Consider the following 16,814-nt stretch of genomic DNA (forward strand, 5'->3'; position numbering starts at 1 on the left):
ACTAATAATTGATAATTAAATAATTTAATTATGCTCAAAGATTCACGGTTAATCTTTGATTTCCTCCCCCTCTAATTCCTGATAATTTTGAATTGCTACCGATTTACACACTGTTGGATGTGGAAACTGGGCGTTTGCACGCTAAAACCCTTATCCTGTAAGGATTTGGTGATTGGCGATCGCACAGTTTGTGAGAAATACGGGGCTACCGATCCCACACTAGATGTGGAACAGCTTGTCGATCTGGGTGGCGATTCCACCAGACTCGATGAAGCGCCAGAAAATGCTGCTGCGGTGGAAAGACCGAGCGATCGCTATAAATCCGGTTACGATCGCGACTAACAATTTTATTGTCAGGATGGCAAGAATGCTGTGCCTTTTATAAGCTGAAAATCAATACCTTTTAAAGGAGCATTTTATGAAAAAAGCAAAAGAACTTACAATGCCAACAAAGGGTGAAAAATTCAACTTAGAAAGCGGTGAAATTTTGTTGGTTGGCACCGCCACAGTCCTTTTGCGCTACACAGGATTCCCCATTCTGACAGATCCCAAATAGGTTATGGGATACGCTCAGATCGCACAACCGATCCAGCGATAGAAATAGAGCAGCTACCTCCCCTTGATTTGGTTGTGCTGTCTCATATGCACGAAGATCATTTCGATCGCGTCGCCGCAGAAAAGCTGCATAAAAACTTACCAATTATCACTACCCACCACGCCGCTGTCAAACTCAAACAAAAAGGTTTTACCGCACCGCACGGCTCAATAACTGGGAAAGTTTTACTGTTATCAAAGGTAATGCTAAATCTGTAACATAAAAAAAATATTTTTTGTTATCAAAGCAAAACAGGCATAAGCTTTTGCATAAATATTTCAACACAACCTATTTATCGTTGCCAATAATAATTTTTCAGATAAACTTGGTTTCTTTCTGTAAATTTCACCCACTTGTGTGAACTGCCGAGTACCGATCGGGAATTACCTTTTAATTAAGTAGATGCACTCTGTTGATGCCCCTGACAGCAGGGGTTTTTTATTTGGACTTTAGGCTGTAGAGGTAATTCATGAATTACCTCTACAGCTACAGTAGTAGAAAAAAATCTTACTCAAGATTGATGAGCTTTTGAGCCAGAATTTGTTTTGCTCTAAAAAAGTTAACTGTGTAAACGAACTTTTACACGGGTCAAAATCTTGGCCCTAACTATTGCTTTATGAATTTTTGGAAGCAAATATCGCAAAGATGGAAGTATTTTACAGGAACCCTATTCTACTTGGGTTTTGCGCCACACGCATACTTATACTCGCTTAAACGCGATCGCATCGAACAGCAGTTCCCGCCTCCCCAATCCGACGAAGCTTTTGATAACCCCGGCAAACTTATCCGCGCTGAAAAAAGCAGCCGAGGTGCTTACTTTTACTTCGAGCGAGCCGAACTGGAAGTATATTTTCTGACTGCCGATTTAGTCCGGCTTGCCTGGAGACCGGGTATACCTCCCGTCCCCTACGCAATTGCCCGCCACCAATGGCCGGAAGTAGAAACAAATTTAGACGAAGCTGAAGATAGCTATAGCGTATCGAGCGATACTTTCAAAGTCATCGTCGGCATCAATGGCAGTGTGAAGTTCTGCGATGCTACCGGACAGATCGTGCGGGAAGAAATGCCGCCGCAGCGCAAAGCCGAAGGGTGGATTCATCAAGCATTACTGCGTCAAGAAGAAAACATCTACGGATTGGGAGAACGGGCTTTTCCGCTCAACCTGCGTAACCCCAAAGACGGCAGACTGGAAGCTCAATATCGGATGTGGAACTACGATGCTGCCGGGATGTACGGTGTAGGTTCCGATCCGATGTATTTGTGTATACCAGTTTATTGGGGTATGCACCAGCAAGGCAGTTACCTAGTTTTCTACGAAAATTCTTACGAAGCCACTTTTACTCTGGGGGATATGGCGACAGCAGACTTCGAGGGGGGTTCGCTGCGTTACTACGTGACTTGCGGCACACCCACGCAACTGTTGGAACGCTACACAGAGTTGACCGGACGCGCCCCCCTACCTCCCCGTTGGGCTTTGGGCTATCATCAATCTCACTGGGGATATCGTACTGAAGAGGCTGTCCGCGCCGAAGCGAGGTCTTTTGAGGAACATAACTTACCTTTGAGTGCGATTCACTTGGATATTGACGTTCAAGTGGGATTCCGCGCTTTTACTATAGATCCCGATCGCTTTCCCAAGCTACCCAGTTTTACCAAGGAACTGCTAAAACAAGGCGTGCGGTTTATCGCAATTATGAATCCCGGCATCAAGTACAGCCGCCACAGCAACTTATTCCTGGAAGGTCAGCTATTGGAAGCTTTTTGCCGATTACCCAACGGCAAGCTGGCTACAGGCCCAGTTTGGCCGGGTTGGTGCGTTTTCCCCGATTTCACCAACCCAGTCGTTCGCCAGTGGTGGAGTCGCCAGTACGAATATCTACTGGATGTCGGCGTGTCAGGCTTTTGGCACGATATGAACGAACCGGCTGCTTTTATTTTATGGGGCGATCGCTCTCTTCCCAAACCCACCCAGCATTATATGGAAGGTAGAGGCGGCGACCATCGCGAAGCCCATAATCTTTATGGATTCCTGCAAGCTAAAGCCGGTTACGAAAGTTTGTCCCACCATCGACCTCACCAACGCCCCTTCATCGTCTCTCGTGCCGGTTGGGCAGGTTTGCAGCGCTATGGTTGGACTTGGACTGGCGATATCGAGTGTAGCTGGGAGGCGATGCGAATTACCGTGTCAACGGTAGTAGGTTTGGGACTGTCCGGAATTCCTTACAGTGGCCCAGATACCGGCGGTTTTCAGGGAAATCCCAGTGCGGAACTTTACACCCGTTGGTTCCAAATGTCGAGTTTTCTGACATTTTTCCGGACTCATTCCTCAAATAACGTTTCCCATCGCGCACCGTGGAGTTATGGCGAACCTTATCTGAGTATCATGCGGCAATTCTTGCAATTGCGCTATCGACTCATGCCTTATTTCTATACTTTGGCGTGGGAAGCGTCCCGGAAGGGTTATCCTCCCGTTCGTCCGGTTTTTTGGTCTGATAGTGAGGATTCTCGGCTTTGGGATGTGGATGATGCTTTTCTTTTGGGTAATTCTCTGCTGGTATGTCCGATTTTTGAGGCAGAGGTGCGATCGCGCAATTTCCTCTTACCAAAAGGACATTGGTATAATTTCTGGGATGATGCTTTATTGGAAGGATCGCAGCAAGTTAATCTGGAAGCACCATTAGAGCAAATCCCTCTTTTGGTAAAAGCCGGCACTATTCTGCCAATGGAAGAAGCCAAGCAACTAATTCTGCATCTCTACCCACCCGTGCAGGGAAACTCCGTAGGATGGATGTACGGCGATGCGGGTGACGGCTATGGAGAATCGCGCTTTGATGTATTCCGAATCGTGTTATTTGAGGAAGGATTAGATTTAACCTGGGAACAGGAAGGCGATTTTGCTTTCCCTTACCAAAGTGTGAAGGTGCATCTGCACGGGTTTGAGTCACAGCAAGCTTGGATAGATGGCGAAGAAGTTGCTGTTTCAGGTAATCGTTTAGAATGCGGCACTTTTGAGAAAATTTACTTTCGTCGCCGATCTGAAAACGCGGTAGCTTGGGTTGAGGAATAGCGAAACTTAACTTACACCTTTGCTTCCCTCTTATGATAATTCGTCCCGCGACACCCGCTGATGTACCCGCAGTTCTACCGATGGTTGCCAAAATTTGTGCTTTGCACGAAGATTGGGATGCTGCCAAATATGGCTTTTTACCAAATCCAGAATGGCGATACGATCGCTGGTTGAGTAAAATAGCCACAGACGATCGCGCCGTTTTTTTAGTCGCTGAAACGGAAGCGCCTGAATCAAAACAATTGGTGGCATTTTTGGTAGCAACGGTAGAACGGGAAATACCAATTTATCGTCTCAAGGAATATGCTTTTATACACGATATTTGGGTTGAATCAGAATATCGTCAGCAAGGGATTGCACGACAGATGGTAATGCAGGCGATCGAATTTGTTAACAAAATGGGTGTCAAACAAATTCGACTCGACACGGCTGCACCTAACGAAGCAGCAAGAAAGTTGTTTTCTTCCTGCGGTTTTCGCGTCAGTACGATCGAAATGCTGACCGAATTAGAGTGAAAAAGTGCAGTTACTGGAGGGCCAGTCCACTAGAATAAATTGACAAAAATATCAAAATATGTATTATGCAGGGGCGATCGCGTAGCGGCGTTGATGCCCTTAGCAATGGGAGCGGATTTAGGATCGGACGATAAAATTATTGAATAACGCGCTTTTTGAGCTTTGTACCCCGAATCCAAAAACTATGTTTCGCAAATTTTTGATTTTTTTTATAGCCTTAATGCTTTGCTTCAATCTATTTACATTACCCTCCATATCTGAAACTGTTCCCGAATGCAATGGACACGAAGAAATCTTTACATTTAAACTGCCAAACTACGCAATTCAACATCAGGGAGGAGCTATCCTCAATCTGAAAGTTGCCTATCGCTTGACAGCAGAAGCGATCGACCAAAAAGACTACCCAGATTTGATGTCAGTTAAAAAAGATATCGATAATTTTTTCATCAGTTACGCGAACGAAACAGACTATTGGGAAATCCTGAATAAAAATCTAGTGCAATTTATCTTAGATAAATATTTACAAATCTCATCTTTGAAGATTGAAATGGGTGTGATGCCTACTCTAAACGAGCCTTTATTTCGTGCGAGTATTGTCCGCAGCACTCGACCCGAAATGTGCAGTCTCAGGCTTTAATTTGTAGTTTTAGGTGGGAAGAATACGCCCTAGAAACCAGGTTTGTTCAAGAAACCTGGTTTCTTTTTACCTTACGGCGATCGATCCAGATAAAAAACTACAATCCTGGAAATAGATGATTGCGGAAAGCATCGACAAACAGTCGATGGTCATCGCGCACAACCTCGCCATATTCTTCGCCGAACTTCACTATTGCATCCACAAACTTATCCTCCCGACCCTTCAGAACACCATGAATAGCTTCTTCTGTTTGGAAAGGCACTAAAGTGTGATCGCTATCTACATCAGAGACACAATGAATTTTAGCAACTGCTCGACCTAAATAACCCACTAACTCTAGAATTTCATCCATTGTGTTGATACCGTCCCACTCCAAATCGCCTTTGTAGGGAGAAACTTCCTCTACCAACATTCCCATCCCATTCAGAGTAGTGTAACCCAACCAAGGATCGGAATAGGCTTGCAATGCGCGTTGCGAGATCACAGTGCGGTGTCCGTCGTGCAAGAAATAATTCTTAATTTTGGGGTCAGTAACTACTAAACTCGGTGCGGCAACTTGAGCGGGTTTCATATAAATGATAATGTCGTTTTCCAAAGCCTGGGTTGGACCTTCGAGTAGTAGATTGTAGGAGGATGTCCCCGCACTGCCAATACCCATACCTTGCCGAACCACGATATCTTTGATGTTGTAGTTCAAGCGCTCGAATTTCTTGCTTCTGGGAATACTTTTGAGGTAATCGGGGAACGCCTCTAATATCTTAGTGCGAATTTCGCTATCTACGGGAGTAACACTCGATCCGAGAGTAAAGCGGCGATCGTAATTTTCAATATGAGTTTGACTTTCCAGCAATCCGATGCGCGTGTTTAAGCGCGTTTCATGCAGTAGATTCAGCAATTTGCCAGTTGTATTAGATAAAGTGAGAGCAAAATCACTGCGATCGGGCGAACTAGCAAACTCTGCCACCTGTGCGATGTAACTGCGCGTCATCGTGGCGATCGTCTGCTTAATTTCACCATCGCTGAGCGCCTTTTGATAACCGACCAAGCTTAAGCTGGCAGCTAACCGCTTCACATCCCAGGTAAACGCACCAACGTAGGATTCATCGAAATCGTTAACATCGAAAACCAGTACGCCTTCGCTGTTCATATAAGTGCCGAAATTCTCGGCGTGTAAGTCTCCCTGAATCCAAACTCGACTGGTTCGATCGTTGAGAAATGGGTCTTTATCGTCGGCGACATCCGCATAGAATAAAGCAGCACTACCGCGATAAAAGGCGAAAGCAGAAGCAGCCATTTTGCGAAACTTGATCCGCCATCCCTTCGGATTCGCTTGCATTTGGTCGCCGAAGTTGTTAACGAATACATCGATAATAAATTGCTGGCGGTTGCTTTTGTTGGTTTTTCTGCTCATAAAACTTTGCCCGAGTATGGAAAACTGGTAAACTTCAGTCTGGTAAGCGATCAGTGACGGTGCCAGTCGTTAAGCGAGTATTAATTTAACTGATTCCCAATTCTTTTCGTTATTTCTTCACAATTCTTTATACGTTACTATCAGTACAAGATTCGTGTATTTTGGACAATTGCTAAAAAAAATTCAATTGTATAGCAAATATTGTTACAGATGGACGATAAATACCAAGCCGATCGCCAGATCGAGAAAGGAGAAATACTTCATATTTCTATGCTGGGAGTAAGGGAGGCATATGAAAATAAAAATATCGCCTCTACGCTAGTTATAGAAAATTTAAAACTAGCCAAAAGCAAAAATTATAGAACGGCAGTAACCGAAGCAACCAGCTTAGTTTATCAGCACATATTTAAAAAGCTGGGATTTCAAGAAGAACTAGAGATCGAATATAAATCCTATACGTTCAAGGGAAAGAAATTTTTTGAATCTCTAGAGTAACATAAAGGTTGTATTTTGTTAACCAAAAATCTGGATAATTAACCTTAAGATTTAAAATTCTTATCGTTTTAGCTAAGTTAATTATTCCATTAGGGGGAAGCGTAACGCCTTTCTCAGTGTTTAGAGTAAGCATATCAAAGAAAGGTAGAGCCAAAATTTGACAAAAAGAACTGCCAGCTTGAGCGAAAGTGATAAGGAGGCTTGTCAAGACTATGGAATTCAATCACAATTTTTTTGCCAAACAAGCATGGTTTAGTAGAGCCACTATCATAGCGATTATGGCCAGTTCGATCGCAGCTTGTAACGACACCACAAACAACCCGAATGCTGCTACCTCCACTCCCAGCCCGACTCAGACTGTTGTTGTCACGCCCAGTCCTGTTCCCACTCAAACTGTCGTGGTGACCCCCAGTCCCATTCCCACTCAGACTGTCGTGGTGACGCCCAGTCCTATTCCCACTCAGACTGTTGTTGTGAGGGAACCAATTACCGATTTAGCAATTGTTGGCACTACACCAGATAAGCAGTCGCTTGTTAACAAGCGGGTAGAAGTAACAAATATTACGACTCAAAATGTCAATGGCGATCGCACTTTTTGGGTGGGTGCAGGTAACAACCAACAACTCTTCGTTGTTCTCGATCCAGTATTAGATGCAGGTAGCGCTGAAAACAAAGTTGTTGTTAAACCGGGACAAGCACTTAATCTCAACGGTGTTATCAAACCGATGCCGAGTTCTCAACAAGCTCAGACTCAATGGGGTTTAAGTGCCGCAGAAGCTCAACAATTGAGCAACCAAACAATCTACTTGCAAGCCGATCGAATCAGATTTCTTTAACAATAAATCCCTAGTAAATGCGACGGATTGGGTAAATGTCCAGCCCGTCGCATTGGATTTAGATCTTTTTAGATCCGGCAGGACATTGAATATTATTCCGAACAAGTCGAGGCATAGCCGGAGGAGTTCTTGTTGCAGAGTTACTTTCACAGATACCAGTAATTGTTGTGGCGTTATTGCCAGACCCGATGACAAAGACAGCCCCCGTATAACTCCTGATTCTAGAGTCTTTTGCTGAAGCTGTTGCCCTTGCGCTTCTGGGATTTACGACAGCAACTTTATAGCTGTAATTGCCAGTTTCCGGACTGATACCTACTCCTAATTGGGCAAAATTTCCAAATCGGTTATTTTCAACGTAATAAGCTTGCTGTGCCCTATTCAATGAGCTAATGGTGCTTTTACCTTCATCTTGTTTAGCTCGTATTATCGGGCCAAATTGTTTAACTCCAGCAAATCTGGCAGAATTTTGATTGTGGTATGTAGTGGAAATTCCTGCGGTAGCAGTTATCCCCATAGAAAGCACGGTTAATAGTGTGGTAAAGATGGACGGATAAGCTTTTTTTAACATAGTCGGGTAGCCAAACTTGAAACCCATTTTTTTTCCTCCTACTAGACCCTGTTAGTATTTAACCTGTTGGGTTACTTTAAGGATATCATTTACAGGCGGAAATATATTTGCACGCAAAATCTCTAAAATTGTAGGGTGGGCATTGCCCACCCTATATTTTCAAATCGAAAGTGTAGGAGCGCGAGTTATTTGGTTTCTCCTAAAGTTTGCTACAGATCGTTATTTCCCTATTCCCTTAACTGCAAAGAACTTGACGCATCTTCCGCATATTGGCAGGTAAGTCTAAGTGCATTGCCTGTTGAATAAAAATTGATGGTACTGGAATGTTAGGCGTTGCTTGTACGCTATACGTAAGTATAGTGCCGTTGCTGCAATCTTGTAGCTTTAAATCTGCTGCAAAATCGATAAAGCTGCCTTTTTCCATCCGGAACTGGATTTGCTGCTGGACTACCTCAATTACTTTTAGGTAAATTTCCACCTCAGCGGTGAACATCAGGAAAGCTTTCCTGGCAATTTGATACAAGCGCTTGCTTTTGCCGGTAAGGTTATCACCTCGGTGTAAAACTTCACTGCGGATCAGATCGGGAAAATATTGCACCCAGCGCGGGTAGTCCGTCAGTTGCTGCCAAGCTTGCGATCGCTTGCATGGTAGGTACATCGACGCCGTACACGCACCACCCCAAGCTGAGTGCGATCGCGTCTCCAGCAAAATCTCCCCTGACAGCAGCGCTATTTGCTGCTTTTTATCCCACACCACATCTTTAGCTGGAGCGATCGAGTCCGATACAGAAGGTACAGTCATTTTAGTTTCTACAGCTTCTAGAAATACGAATAAGGTTCGGAGTTGGATTTGTCTAACTTATATACTGTAAGGCAACTATCCCTCCTATTTATCAAGTTACCCACAGCTAGTTAAAAACCTGCAAAGTTATGATAAAGTTTTGAACAATTTTTACCGCAATCTTACGGTAAGAAAAGTGCCATCCCATAGACACATGAAAAATTAGTAGTATAAATTACAAACTCTCACACACGTAATTATACTTCTGTTTGTTTTTTTTATACATTCGAGTCAGTGTTTTTACTGCTTACTTTAGCAGGCTTAACAGGGGCCGATCGTCCACCACAAACCCGGTTTTTTAGAAAAACCGGGTTTGTCGAATCCGACTGTGAGGTCGCGACCCTTAAAATGTAAATTATGGCTCGCTTTGGCAACTTCAAGTGTCAGTGTAAATATAGCAACCGCTCTCGTCGATTAAGGCATTCTTAATTGCTCAAAGCCTTGATTCTAGAACCTTCTTCCCCGACGCCCTAGCCCCTAGCCCCTAGTCCCTAGCTATATATGAGTAACTCTCCTAACTTTGGCAATTGGCGATTTTCGTCTATTTTTGCGATATTTATCGGCTTAACCCTAGCAACTTGGGTACTGAGAGGATTTGAACTTATTACTTTTATTCCCAGCGGCGTCATCTGGGTGTTATTGCTGCTTTCCATCGCGATCGGCATCTTGAGTTATCTGCAAATGACAAGGTGGTAGTAGCTACAAACAGATGTAAATAAATATCTATCTTTGAGACAAGCGATCGATCGATCTTAGGAGCGATTCAACAGAGCGATCGTCTCAGTATTCTCCAAGAGGGAAGGTACAAAAGCTCAAGGAGTAGCATAATGGCAGCTGAATATACAGCAGAACGGACGATTTCAGCGGTATTTAAGCAAGAAGAACAGGTAGGCGATGTCGTGCAGCGTCTGCTCGATCGTGGCGTTTCCCGCGACCACATCTCAGTGATGGGCAAAAATTTCAAGTCCACCACCCGCATTGCCGGATTTATCTCTAAAAAAGATGTGATTTTAGGGGGACTGCGGACAGGCGGCATCTTTGGTTCCTTGTTTGGTTCCGTTCTGGCATTGCTGACAGGTATTGGCGCACTGTGGATTCCTTTTGTCGGCTGGGTTGTAGCCGCTGGGCCATTGGGTGCCGTGCTACTGGGGGCTGCTGGTGGCGCTCTTGCAGGTGCGAGCGGTGCTGGTTTGGTTTCCGCCCTCGTAGCGCTGGGAATGCCGGAAGATAAAGCAACCGTTTACCAAACTCGTCTGGAAGCTGGAGAATTTCTGGTTATGGCTGAAGTCCCAGCCAACAAATCCGGCGAAATTCAGCTGCTGATGCAAAGTGCTGGTGGCGAAGAAGTACATACCAACGAAGCGGCGCTACCTCGTCCTTGTTCGGGTCGTTGCAACAGCGCCAACGACTTATCTCCCGAAGTGCGATCGCATCTATCTGAAGACGCACAAAGAACATTTATCGATCGCTACAATACCGTCTTAGATCAAAGTAACGATCCGTTAAAAGCAGAACACGCAGCGTGGGAAACCATTCACCAGCAATACGAAGAAGATGAAAATGGTGTTTGGTCTAAACAGAAAATCGCTGTTTAGCAAGACAAGCACCGATCTTGGACTCATAAGCCAAAGAAAAGCTAAAGCCTCCGGAACTCAGTTTCTGGAGGCTTAGACTGTATAAAGATCGTGAGGAAAAAGCAAAATGGAAGAGTACATCTGCACAGTCTGCGGCTACGTCTACAAGCCCGGAGAAGGCGATCCAGATAGCGGCATCGAAGCCGGTACGCCCTTTGACTATATATCTGATAGTTGGGTTTGTCCCGTTTGCGGGGCAGCAAAAGACGACTTTGAACCATTGGAAGAGATCTAATTAATTTGTGTCCCAAGCATTGTTACAAGTTGTGGTAATAGGGGGTGGGGCAGCTGGCTTTTTTGCTGCCATTACCTGCGCCGAAGCACATCCACACTTCTCTGTCACCTTACTAGAAGCAGGTCGTGAATTCCTCACCAAAGTTCGCATTTCCGGTGGGGGTCGTTGCAACGTTACTCATGCCTGTTTCGATCCAGCCCAGTTAGTGCAAAATTATCCCAGAGGCGGCAAAGCTTTGCGGGGTGCTTTTACCAGGTTTCAACCCCGCGATACAATTACTTGGTTTGCGGCGCAAGGCGTCGAGCTGAAAACTGAATCGGATGGACGAATGTTTCCTGTCACCGATGATTCCGCAACTATCGTGGATTGTCTGATCGAAACTGCCAAAGCAGCTGGAGTCAAACTTCGTACCGGCGCGGTTGTTGTTTCAGTCAAGACTGTTGAGGAAAACTCGTCATCTAAATTTGAGGTTGAATTGAAATCGGGAGAAAGGTTAAAGTGCGATCGCCTCTTGCTTGCTACCGGCAGTAACTCAACAGGTTATCAAATTGCCAAAGCATTAGGACATCAAATTGAACCACCAGTTCCTTCCCTGTTTACCTTCACCATACTCGACCCCCAATTGCGCGATTTAGCTGGGGTAAGCTTAGATAACGTCCGCGTGCGATTGCAAATTAACGGTAAAACGGAATTTGAACAAATCGGGCCATTATTAGTCACCCATTGGGGTTTAAGTGGCCCAGCTATCCTCAAACTTTCCGCTTGGGGTGCCAGAGTATTGCACGAAAACCACTATCGCGCAACTTTGCAAATTAACTGGCTTCCCCAGTACAATCCAGAAAGCCTGCGTCAAATGCTCTTGGCAGTTAGGTCTCAGTTAGCGCGACGCCAAATTTCCAGCAGCTGTCCGGTACCCATCCCCCGTCGCCTTTGGGAGTATTTAGTCACCCGTGTGGATATCGGTACGGAGGATAAATGGGCTGGTTTATCTAATAAAGTACTCGATCGCTTAATTCAAGAACTTACTCAAGGTCAATACCAAGTTAATGGCAAAGGCGTTTTTAAAGAAGAATTTGTTACTTGTGGCGGCGTCAGTCTCAAAGAAGTAGACTTCAAAACTATGGAAAGCAAATCCTGTCCCGGTCTTTACTTTGCAGGAGAAATTCTGGATATCGACGGCGTAACCGGTGGCTTTAATTTCCAAAGTGCTTGGACAACCGCCCACTTAGCAGGTAATGCGATAGGTAGTTCATAATTGATAGTTCATTGCTTGTAGAAAATGATGAAATTTAGCGAAATCGTCCAAAAACTAGACGTGAATGCTAGCAATAGCCTGACTTCTAACCCAGATCTCAATCCAGAGATTGCGGGAGTGGCAGCAATAGAGGAGGCGACCCCTGGCAGCATAAGTTATATAGAAGGGGGAAAATTCGCGGCTTTTGTCGGAAAAACTGCTGCGAGCGCTTTGATTTTGCCAGCAGACGAAGCCTTACAGCAGCAAGCAACTGAACGGGGGATTGCCTGGATTGCCACAAAAGACCCAAGATTATTATTTGCCAAGACGATCGCACTTTTCTACAAACCTTTTCATCCCGCACCTGAAATTCATCCCGCAGCAGTCATTCATCCCTCAGCTGAAATTGGTAACGATGTTTACATTGGCCCCCACGCGGTCATCCAAGCAGGCGTAAAAATTGGCAACTACGTCTGCGTTCACCCCAATGTAGTAATTTACCCAGAAGTGCAGATCGGCGATCGCACCATCTTACACGCCAACTGTACCATCCACGAACGCGCCCGCATCGGTGCCAATTGCGTCATTCACAGCGGTGCTGTCATCGGTGCGGAAGGCTTTGGCTTTGTCCCCACACCGCATGGCTGGTTCAAAATGGAACAATCTGGCTGTACCGTACTGGAAGATGGTGTGGAAGTTGGCTGCAACAGCACGATCGATCGTCCCGCCGTAGGAGAAACTCGCATAGCACAAAACACGAAAATTGACAACCTCGTACAAATCGGTCACGGCTGTCAGGTAGGTTCTAACAGCGCTTTAGCCGCACAAGTCGGATTGGCTGGCGGAGTGAAAGTAGGAAATCGAGTTTTGCTAGCGGGACAAGTGGGAATTGCCAATCAAGCTAAGATTGGAGATGGTGCGATCGCTTCCGCCAAAGCCGGAATTCATAATGATGTAGAACCAGGAGAAATTGTCTCTGGTATTCCAGCTATTTCCCACAAACATTTTCTCAAAACAGCTGCTATCTACAACCGCCTTCCCGAAATGTATCAAATTCTCAAACAACTCCAGCGTCGCTTTAGCGAAAAGTAACCCAAACAATCGGGAAAGTCGCACTCAATTAGTAGGGTTTACCTCACTTACCGATATTCTGTTTTAAGGCACTATAGAACTGTGCTTAGAGACGCAAAGCTGAATAAACGCAAAGGTTTACAGCCTCAATAGCGTATCTATAGCCGATTATTTAGTAAGCATTTGATTCAGTTTCTGTAAAACAGTTGCGAAGGTTACTGGGATTATGAGAATTGTACGTTTGCAGCCTTTTCAAGAAATGGAAACCCTGCGTCGTCAAATGGATCGGATGTTTGACGAATTAGCACAATACAACGGCGAAACTTCCCAAGGTTGGGTGCCTGCAATAGAATTACACGATGAAGAAAATCATCTCACTTTGCGGGCAGAAATTCCCGGCGTGGAAGGCAAAGATTTGGATATCCACGTTACTCGCGAAGCAGTTTCCCTTGCTGGCGAACGCCGCTATGAAAAACAAGCTGAACACAAGGGTTTTTATCACTCTGAATTCCGCTATGGCAAGTTCCAGCGCACAGTTCAACTACCCGTTCTTATCCAAAACGATAAAGTCCAAGCCGAATTCAAAAATGGCATCCTGACCCTAACTCTACCCAAAGCAGAAGAATTGCAGCGGAAAGTTGTCAAGGTGAATGTTGTTAATAGCTAAGCAAATCTGAGAACAAAAATATGAGAAACCTGGTTTCTTTTAAAAACCAGGTTTCTCTGCTAATTAAAAGAAGATCGTTTATCAAAACTGAGTTACAAACAACGGAGTTTTTAATTTTATTTATCTCAGTAGTGAAATTACAAGAATATCCCAGACTAAAAATGGCATAATTAGCCACTAAAAATCGCAATCAGGTTCGCGAATTAAACGTTCATTTATGAAACCATTAAACTGGGGTATTTCCGCCCAGCTGCCAACGTAATTAATCGGTTCGTCTATAGTTGTACCATTTGGTATGCGACCGATAATTTCTCCGTTGGGTTCTTTGCGAATATTCACACCTGTATCCTTGGGATCGAAAACTACGTAATCCTCATTTTGAACCAGACCATCCCCATCTATCCAACCTCTGCTTCCGGATTTTCCTACTCGCACTTGAAGCCAACCATTTCTTTCTATTCCTGTAGCAGTTACCTGAGTTCCGTTAGTGATTCTTCTGATAATACGTCCGTTGGGAGTAGCACGCAAGTTTACATAAGTATCTCGCGGATCTTGAACTGTGTAATTGCGACAAATATCTAATTGTGCTGATGATAAAATAGGTGTATTTAATACAGTAAAAAATCCACTTGCAATTGTAGTGAATATGAAATTTAGTTTCATTTTATCCTCCTAAGTTATCAAAGTAAACTAGCTCCTATTCCATATTTCTGGTTGCCATATTAGGTTTTGGATTGAGTGTTTCCAAGCAAAAATGCTTTTTTGCTCATCCTGCAAAGCTAGCGATCGATTTTTTTGTCATATCTATACAAAACTTTACGTATTCAACATAGTCTCCTCCCTGCCCACTCCCCCGCTACCCCACTAAGGATAATGAAAACTTAAAAACCAGCCTTATTCATGAGATGACTTGTTTTGGTTACCAGAATGTGACTTGTGCATCAAGTAACTGCTGGCGGCAATGAGTATAATCGAGATAGCTAAATAAAGTATATCTTGGTAGTTTTGTATTGGCATCGCTGTAACTTGTTTAAAAAAGCTAACTACCAACACCATAACAATGACTTTTAACACTTTTTCTTTGAGTTCATCTAAAGAGTGAATTTCCAAAATGCGGATTTCCTTATTAGCTCTGCCAACGTCTATTTTGGAAATAAATAACTCGTATATCCCAAAACTGAAAATCATCAAAACTATTCCGATTAAATAAAGGTCTATTCCCCCAATAATATTAGTCATAACTTTGGTAATAGCTTGGGAGTGATTTTCATGCAAATGGGAGTACTGTTTAATAGCTTCTATAATTTCCAAACTGCCAAGCAAAAATAAATTTATGACGCTAATTAACCCGAACAAGACGGGAATAATAGCCAAAAATCTCACAGCCCAAAGTAAATTTTCCGTTACTTGCTCAACTCTTTTATCAAATCGCATATAATAAGCCCCAAAATCTATCGGCTCATTATACCCCAAACAGCAATGGGATTTTAGTTGATTGCTAAAATTTTTGCAACAATCTAGATAAGTAGAGACTAAAGACCCTTGAAACGGCCATTAGTCTCTGCTGCCATAACGATCGCCCAGCATCGTGGGCCTACAATCCCAATTTTTCTAATACCGGGCGGGTAGAAACAATATGCTTCTGCAAACCGAGCTTTTCTGGCTCAATCCCCAACGCCAAAGCGACCAACTGCGGTAAATGCAGCACCGGTAAACCTAACTCTTGTCCAATGACCTTTTCTACTTCTGGTTGACGCGAATCTAAATTCAAGTGACACAAAGGACAAGGCGTTACCAGACAATCTGCACCAGCGGCTTTTGCTTCTTGAATATGCGTTCCCGCCATCTGAAAAGATTGCTCTGTAGCATAGCTAGAAAGCGGCCAACCGCAACACTGCGTTCGCCCTCTGTAATATATAGGTGTCGCCCCAACTACCCGAAACACATTTTCCATAGATTCTGGCTTGTACGGATCGTCAAAAGGGATTGACTTTTGAGCGCGGAGGAGGTAACATCCGTAAAACGCTGCACAGCGCAGACCGCTCAATTTTCGGGAAACTCGTTTTTGCAGTTCTTCTAAACCGTAATCTCCCACTAAAGCCCAGAGGAGATGCTTGACTTCAGAGCTACCCCGATAAGGAGAACAACCTTCTTTTTTGAGTAAGCCATTAATCTGTTCTAAATAAACTGGGTCTGTTTGCTGGGCTTGTTTGAGACGTTCATCTACATGACCGATCACTCCCTGACACGTACTGCAATGAGTGAGCAAGGGTAGATTCAGTTCTTCTGCCAAAGCAATATTGCGGGCATTAACACTATCTTCCAACAAGCGAGATTCTTCTTTAAAAGTGCCCGAACCGCAGCAAGAAGCCTTTTTTAGCTCAATCAATTCGATGTCCAGCGCTTGAGTCAGGGCTGCGGTAGATTGATATAGTTCCCGGCAGGCACCTTGGGCAACACAACCGGGAAAATAAGCATATCTAAGTTTCATTTGTCAAGTATATTGGTAAGGTTTCGGGGAGCCAAATGGGGACTCTTTCTCTATCATCGCCTGTTTGTGGGATGTGGGAGGTGGGTAATACCCATATCGGCTGCCCAATTGGGCATTTTCCGGCTTTTAGTGTCAGTCAGAAAACTGGCCAAATGTGGTGATAGAGCGATCGCCATATTCAGATAAGATTAAGAAATGCTTAGAACCGTGTTTCCGACAGAGGAAGTTCTGGCAACTGCGAAAAGGGATGACTATGAGCGATAAAACTTTTGAGAAAGTCCAAAAAATTGTGGCAGACCAGCTGAGCGTTGAAGCAAGCGACGTCAAACCAGAAGCCGATTTCGCCAACGATCTGGGGGCTGACTCCCTGGACACCGTAGAATTGGTGATGGCGTTAGAAGAAGAGTTCGATATCGAAATTCCCGACGAAGATGCAGAAAAAATTCGGACTGTTCAAGACGCGGTAAACTACATCAACGATAAAGTAGCCGCATCGGCGTAAATTTACTGTTGAGTA

Annotated in this window: 21 protein-coding genes; 15 read left to right on the forward strand and 6 right to left on the reverse strand. The window is 44.3% G+C overall.

Annotation, left to right across the window (positions count from 1 at the left end; translation table 11 throughout):
• The first annotated feature begins 117 nt into the window (after nt 1-117).
• From H6G03_RS13640 to H6G03_RS13665, 6 genes are all read left to right on the forward strand, one after another.
• The gene (locus tag H6G03_RS13640) at nt 118-342 is read left to right on the forward strand and encodes a hypothetical protein (protein WP_190464917.1); all 225 of its coding nucleotides are present in this window, start codon (nt 118-120) and stop codon (nt 340-342) included.
• 76 nt (nt 343-418) lie between these two features.
• Entirely contained in the window at nt 419-556 is a 138-nt protein-coding gene (locus tag H6G03_RS13645; RefSeq protein ID WP_190464918.1) for a hypothetical protein, read from the forward strand.
• Nucleotides 557-630: 74 nt separating this feature from the next.
• Complete coding sequence (locus H6G03_RS13650; protein WP_456057566.1) at nt 631-813, forward strand: hypothetical protein; 183 nt, start codon at nt 631-633, stop codon at nt 811-813.
• Between the two features lie 398 nt (nt 814-1,211).
• Entirely contained in the window at nt 1,212-3,662 is a 2,451-nt protein-coding gene (locus H6G03_RS13655; protein ID WP_190464920.1) for a glycoside hydrolase family 31 protein, read from the forward strand.
• Between the two features lie 32 nt (nt 3,663-3,694).
• On the forward strand, nt 3,695-4,177 hold the full coding sequence (locus H6G03_RS13660; RefSeq protein ID WP_190464921.1) for a GNAT family N-acetyltransferase: 483 nt from the start codon (nt 3,695-3,697) through the stop codon (nt 4,175-4,177).
• Nucleotides 4,178-4,361: 184 nt separating this feature from the next.
• A complete protein-coding gene (locus tag H6G03_RS13665; RefSeq protein ID WP_190464922.1) occupies nt 4,362-4,814 on the forward strand; it encodes a hypothetical protein in 453 nt (150 codons plus the stop codon).
• 97 nt (nt 4,815-4,911) lie between these two features.
• On the opposite strand, the gene H6G03_RS13670 is transcribed toward H6G03_RS13665, so the two are convergent.
• Nucleotides 4,912-6,225 (reverse strand): DUF2252 domain-containing protein, encoded by a 1,314-nt coding sequence (locus H6G03_RS13670; RefSeq protein ID WP_190464923.1) that lies wholly within the window; start codon nt 6,223-6,225, stop codon nt 4,912-4,914.
• Between the two features lie 210 nt (nt 6,226-6,435).
• On the opposite strand from H6G03_RS13670, the gene H6G03_RS13675 reads away from it, so the two are divergent.
• Both H6G03_RS13675 and H6G03_RS13680 read left to right on the forward strand, forming a co-directional pair.
• The gene (locus tag H6G03_RS13675; RefSeq protein WP_190464924.1) at nt 6,436-6,720 is read left to right on the forward strand and encodes a GNAT family N-acetyltransferase; all 285 of its coding nucleotides are present in this window, start codon (nt 6,436-6,438) and stop codon (nt 6,718-6,720) included.
• A gap of 212 nt (nt 6,721-6,932) precedes the next feature.
• Nucleotides 6,933-7,556 (forward strand): hypothetical protein, encoded by a 624-nt coding sequence (locus H6G03_RS13680; protein WP_190464925.1) that lies wholly within the window; start codon nt 6,933-6,935, stop codon nt 7,554-7,556.
• Between the two features lie 58 nt (nt 7,557-7,614).
• Here H6G03_RS13680 and H6G03_RS13685 read toward each other — a convergent pair whose 3' ends face one another.
• Both H6G03_RS13685 and H6G03_RS13690 read right to left on the reverse strand, forming a co-directional pair.
• Nucleotides 7,615-8,151 (reverse strand): type IV pilin-like G/H family protein, encoded by a 537-nt coding sequence (locus tag H6G03_RS13685; RefSeq protein ID WP_190464926.1) that lies wholly within the window; start codon nt 8,149-8,151, stop codon nt 7,615-7,617.
• Nucleotides 8,152-8,359: 208 nt separating this feature from the next.
• Nucleotides 8,360-8,926, reverse strand: a complete 567-nt coding sequence (locus tag H6G03_RS13690) for an SRPBCC family protein (RefSeq protein ID WP_190464927.1) — start codon at nt 8,924-8,926, stop codon at nt 8,360-8,362.
• A gap of 540 nt (nt 8,927-9,466) precedes the next feature.
• On the opposite strand from H6G03_RS13690, the gene H6G03_RS13695 reads away from it, so the two are divergent.
• The 6 genes from H6G03_RS13695 (at nt 9,467) to H6G03_RS13720 (ending at nt 13,806) form a co-directional block, all read left to right on the forward strand.
• Nucleotides 9,467-9,661 carry a hypothetical protein gene (locus tag H6G03_RS13695; protein WP_190464928.1) on the forward strand — a complete coding sequence of 65 codons (195 nt, stop codon included), beginning with the start codon at nt 9,467-9,469 and terminating at the stop codon, nt 9,659-9,661.
• A 131-nt stretch (nt 9,662-9,792) separates the two neighbouring features.
• Complete coding sequence (locus tag H6G03_RS13700) at nt 9,793-10,560, forward strand: ChaB family protein (RefSeq protein ID WP_190464929.1); 768 nt, start codon at nt 9,793-9,795, stop codon at nt 10,558-10,560.
• A 106-nt stretch (nt 10,561-10,666) separates the two neighbouring features.
• On the forward strand, nt 10,667-10,834 hold the full coding sequence (rd, locus tag H6G03_RS13705; protein WP_190464930.1) for a rubredoxin: 168 nt from the start codon (nt 10,667-10,669) through the stop codon (nt 10,832-10,834).
• A gap of 7 nt (nt 10,835-10,841) precedes the next feature.
• Entirely contained in the window at nt 10,842-12,089 is a 1,248-nt protein-coding gene (locus H6G03_RS13710) for an aminoacetone oxidase family FAD-binding enzyme (RefSeq protein ID WP_190464931.1), read from the forward strand.
• A 27-nt stretch (nt 12,090-12,116) separates the two neighbouring features.
• Nucleotides 12,117-13,160 (forward strand): UDP-3-O-(3-hydroxymyristoyl)glucosamine N-acyltransferase, encoded by a 1,044-nt coding sequence (gene lpxD / locus H6G03_RS13715; RefSeq protein ID WP_190464957.1) that lies wholly within the window; start codon nt 12,117-12,119, stop codon nt 13,158-13,160.
• A gap of 205 nt (nt 13,161-13,365) precedes the next feature.
• The gene (locus H6G03_RS13720) at nt 13,366-13,806 is read left to right on the forward strand and encodes an Hsp20/alpha crystallin family protein (RefSeq protein WP_190464932.1); all 441 of its coding nucleotides are present in this window, start codon (nt 13,366-13,368) and stop codon (nt 13,804-13,806) included.
• A gap of 177 nt (nt 13,807-13,983) precedes the next feature.
• On the opposite strand, the gene H6G03_RS13725 is transcribed toward H6G03_RS13720, so the two are convergent.
• From H6G03_RS13725 to H6G03_RS13735, 3 genes are all read right to left on the reverse strand, one after another.
• On the reverse strand, nt 13,984-14,469 hold the full coding sequence (locus H6G03_RS13725) for an SH3 domain-containing protein (protein ID WP_190464933.1): 486 nt from the start codon (nt 14,467-14,469) through the stop codon (nt 13,984-13,986).
• A gap of 231 nt (nt 14,470-14,700) precedes the next feature.
• Entirely contained in the window at nt 14,701-15,240 is a 540-nt protein-coding gene (locus H6G03_RS13730) for a YqhA family protein (protein ID WP_190464934.1), read from the reverse strand.
• 160 nt (nt 15,241-15,400) lie between these two features.
• Complete coding sequence (locus H6G03_RS13735; protein WP_190464935.1) at nt 15,401-16,297, reverse strand: CoB--CoM heterodisulfide reductase iron-sulfur subunit B family protein; 897 nt, start codon at nt 16,295-16,297, stop codon at nt 15,401-15,403.
• A gap of 253 nt (nt 16,298-16,550) precedes the next feature.
• On the opposite strand from H6G03_RS13735, the gene acpP reads away from it, so the two are divergent.
• Nucleotides 16,551-16,799, forward strand: a complete 249-nt coding sequence (gene acpP / locus H6G03_RS13740) for an acyl carrier protein (protein ID WP_190464936.1) — start codon at nt 16,551-16,553, stop codon at nt 16,797-16,799.
• Nucleotides 16,800-16,814: the final 15 nt, after the last annotated feature.

Origin of the sequence: Aerosakkonema funiforme FACHB-1375, from assembly GCF_014696265.1 — a bacterium.
GTDB lineage: Bacteria > Cyanobacteriota > Cyanobacteriia > Cyanobacteriales > Aerosakkonemataceae > Aerosakkonema > Aerosakkonema funiforme_A.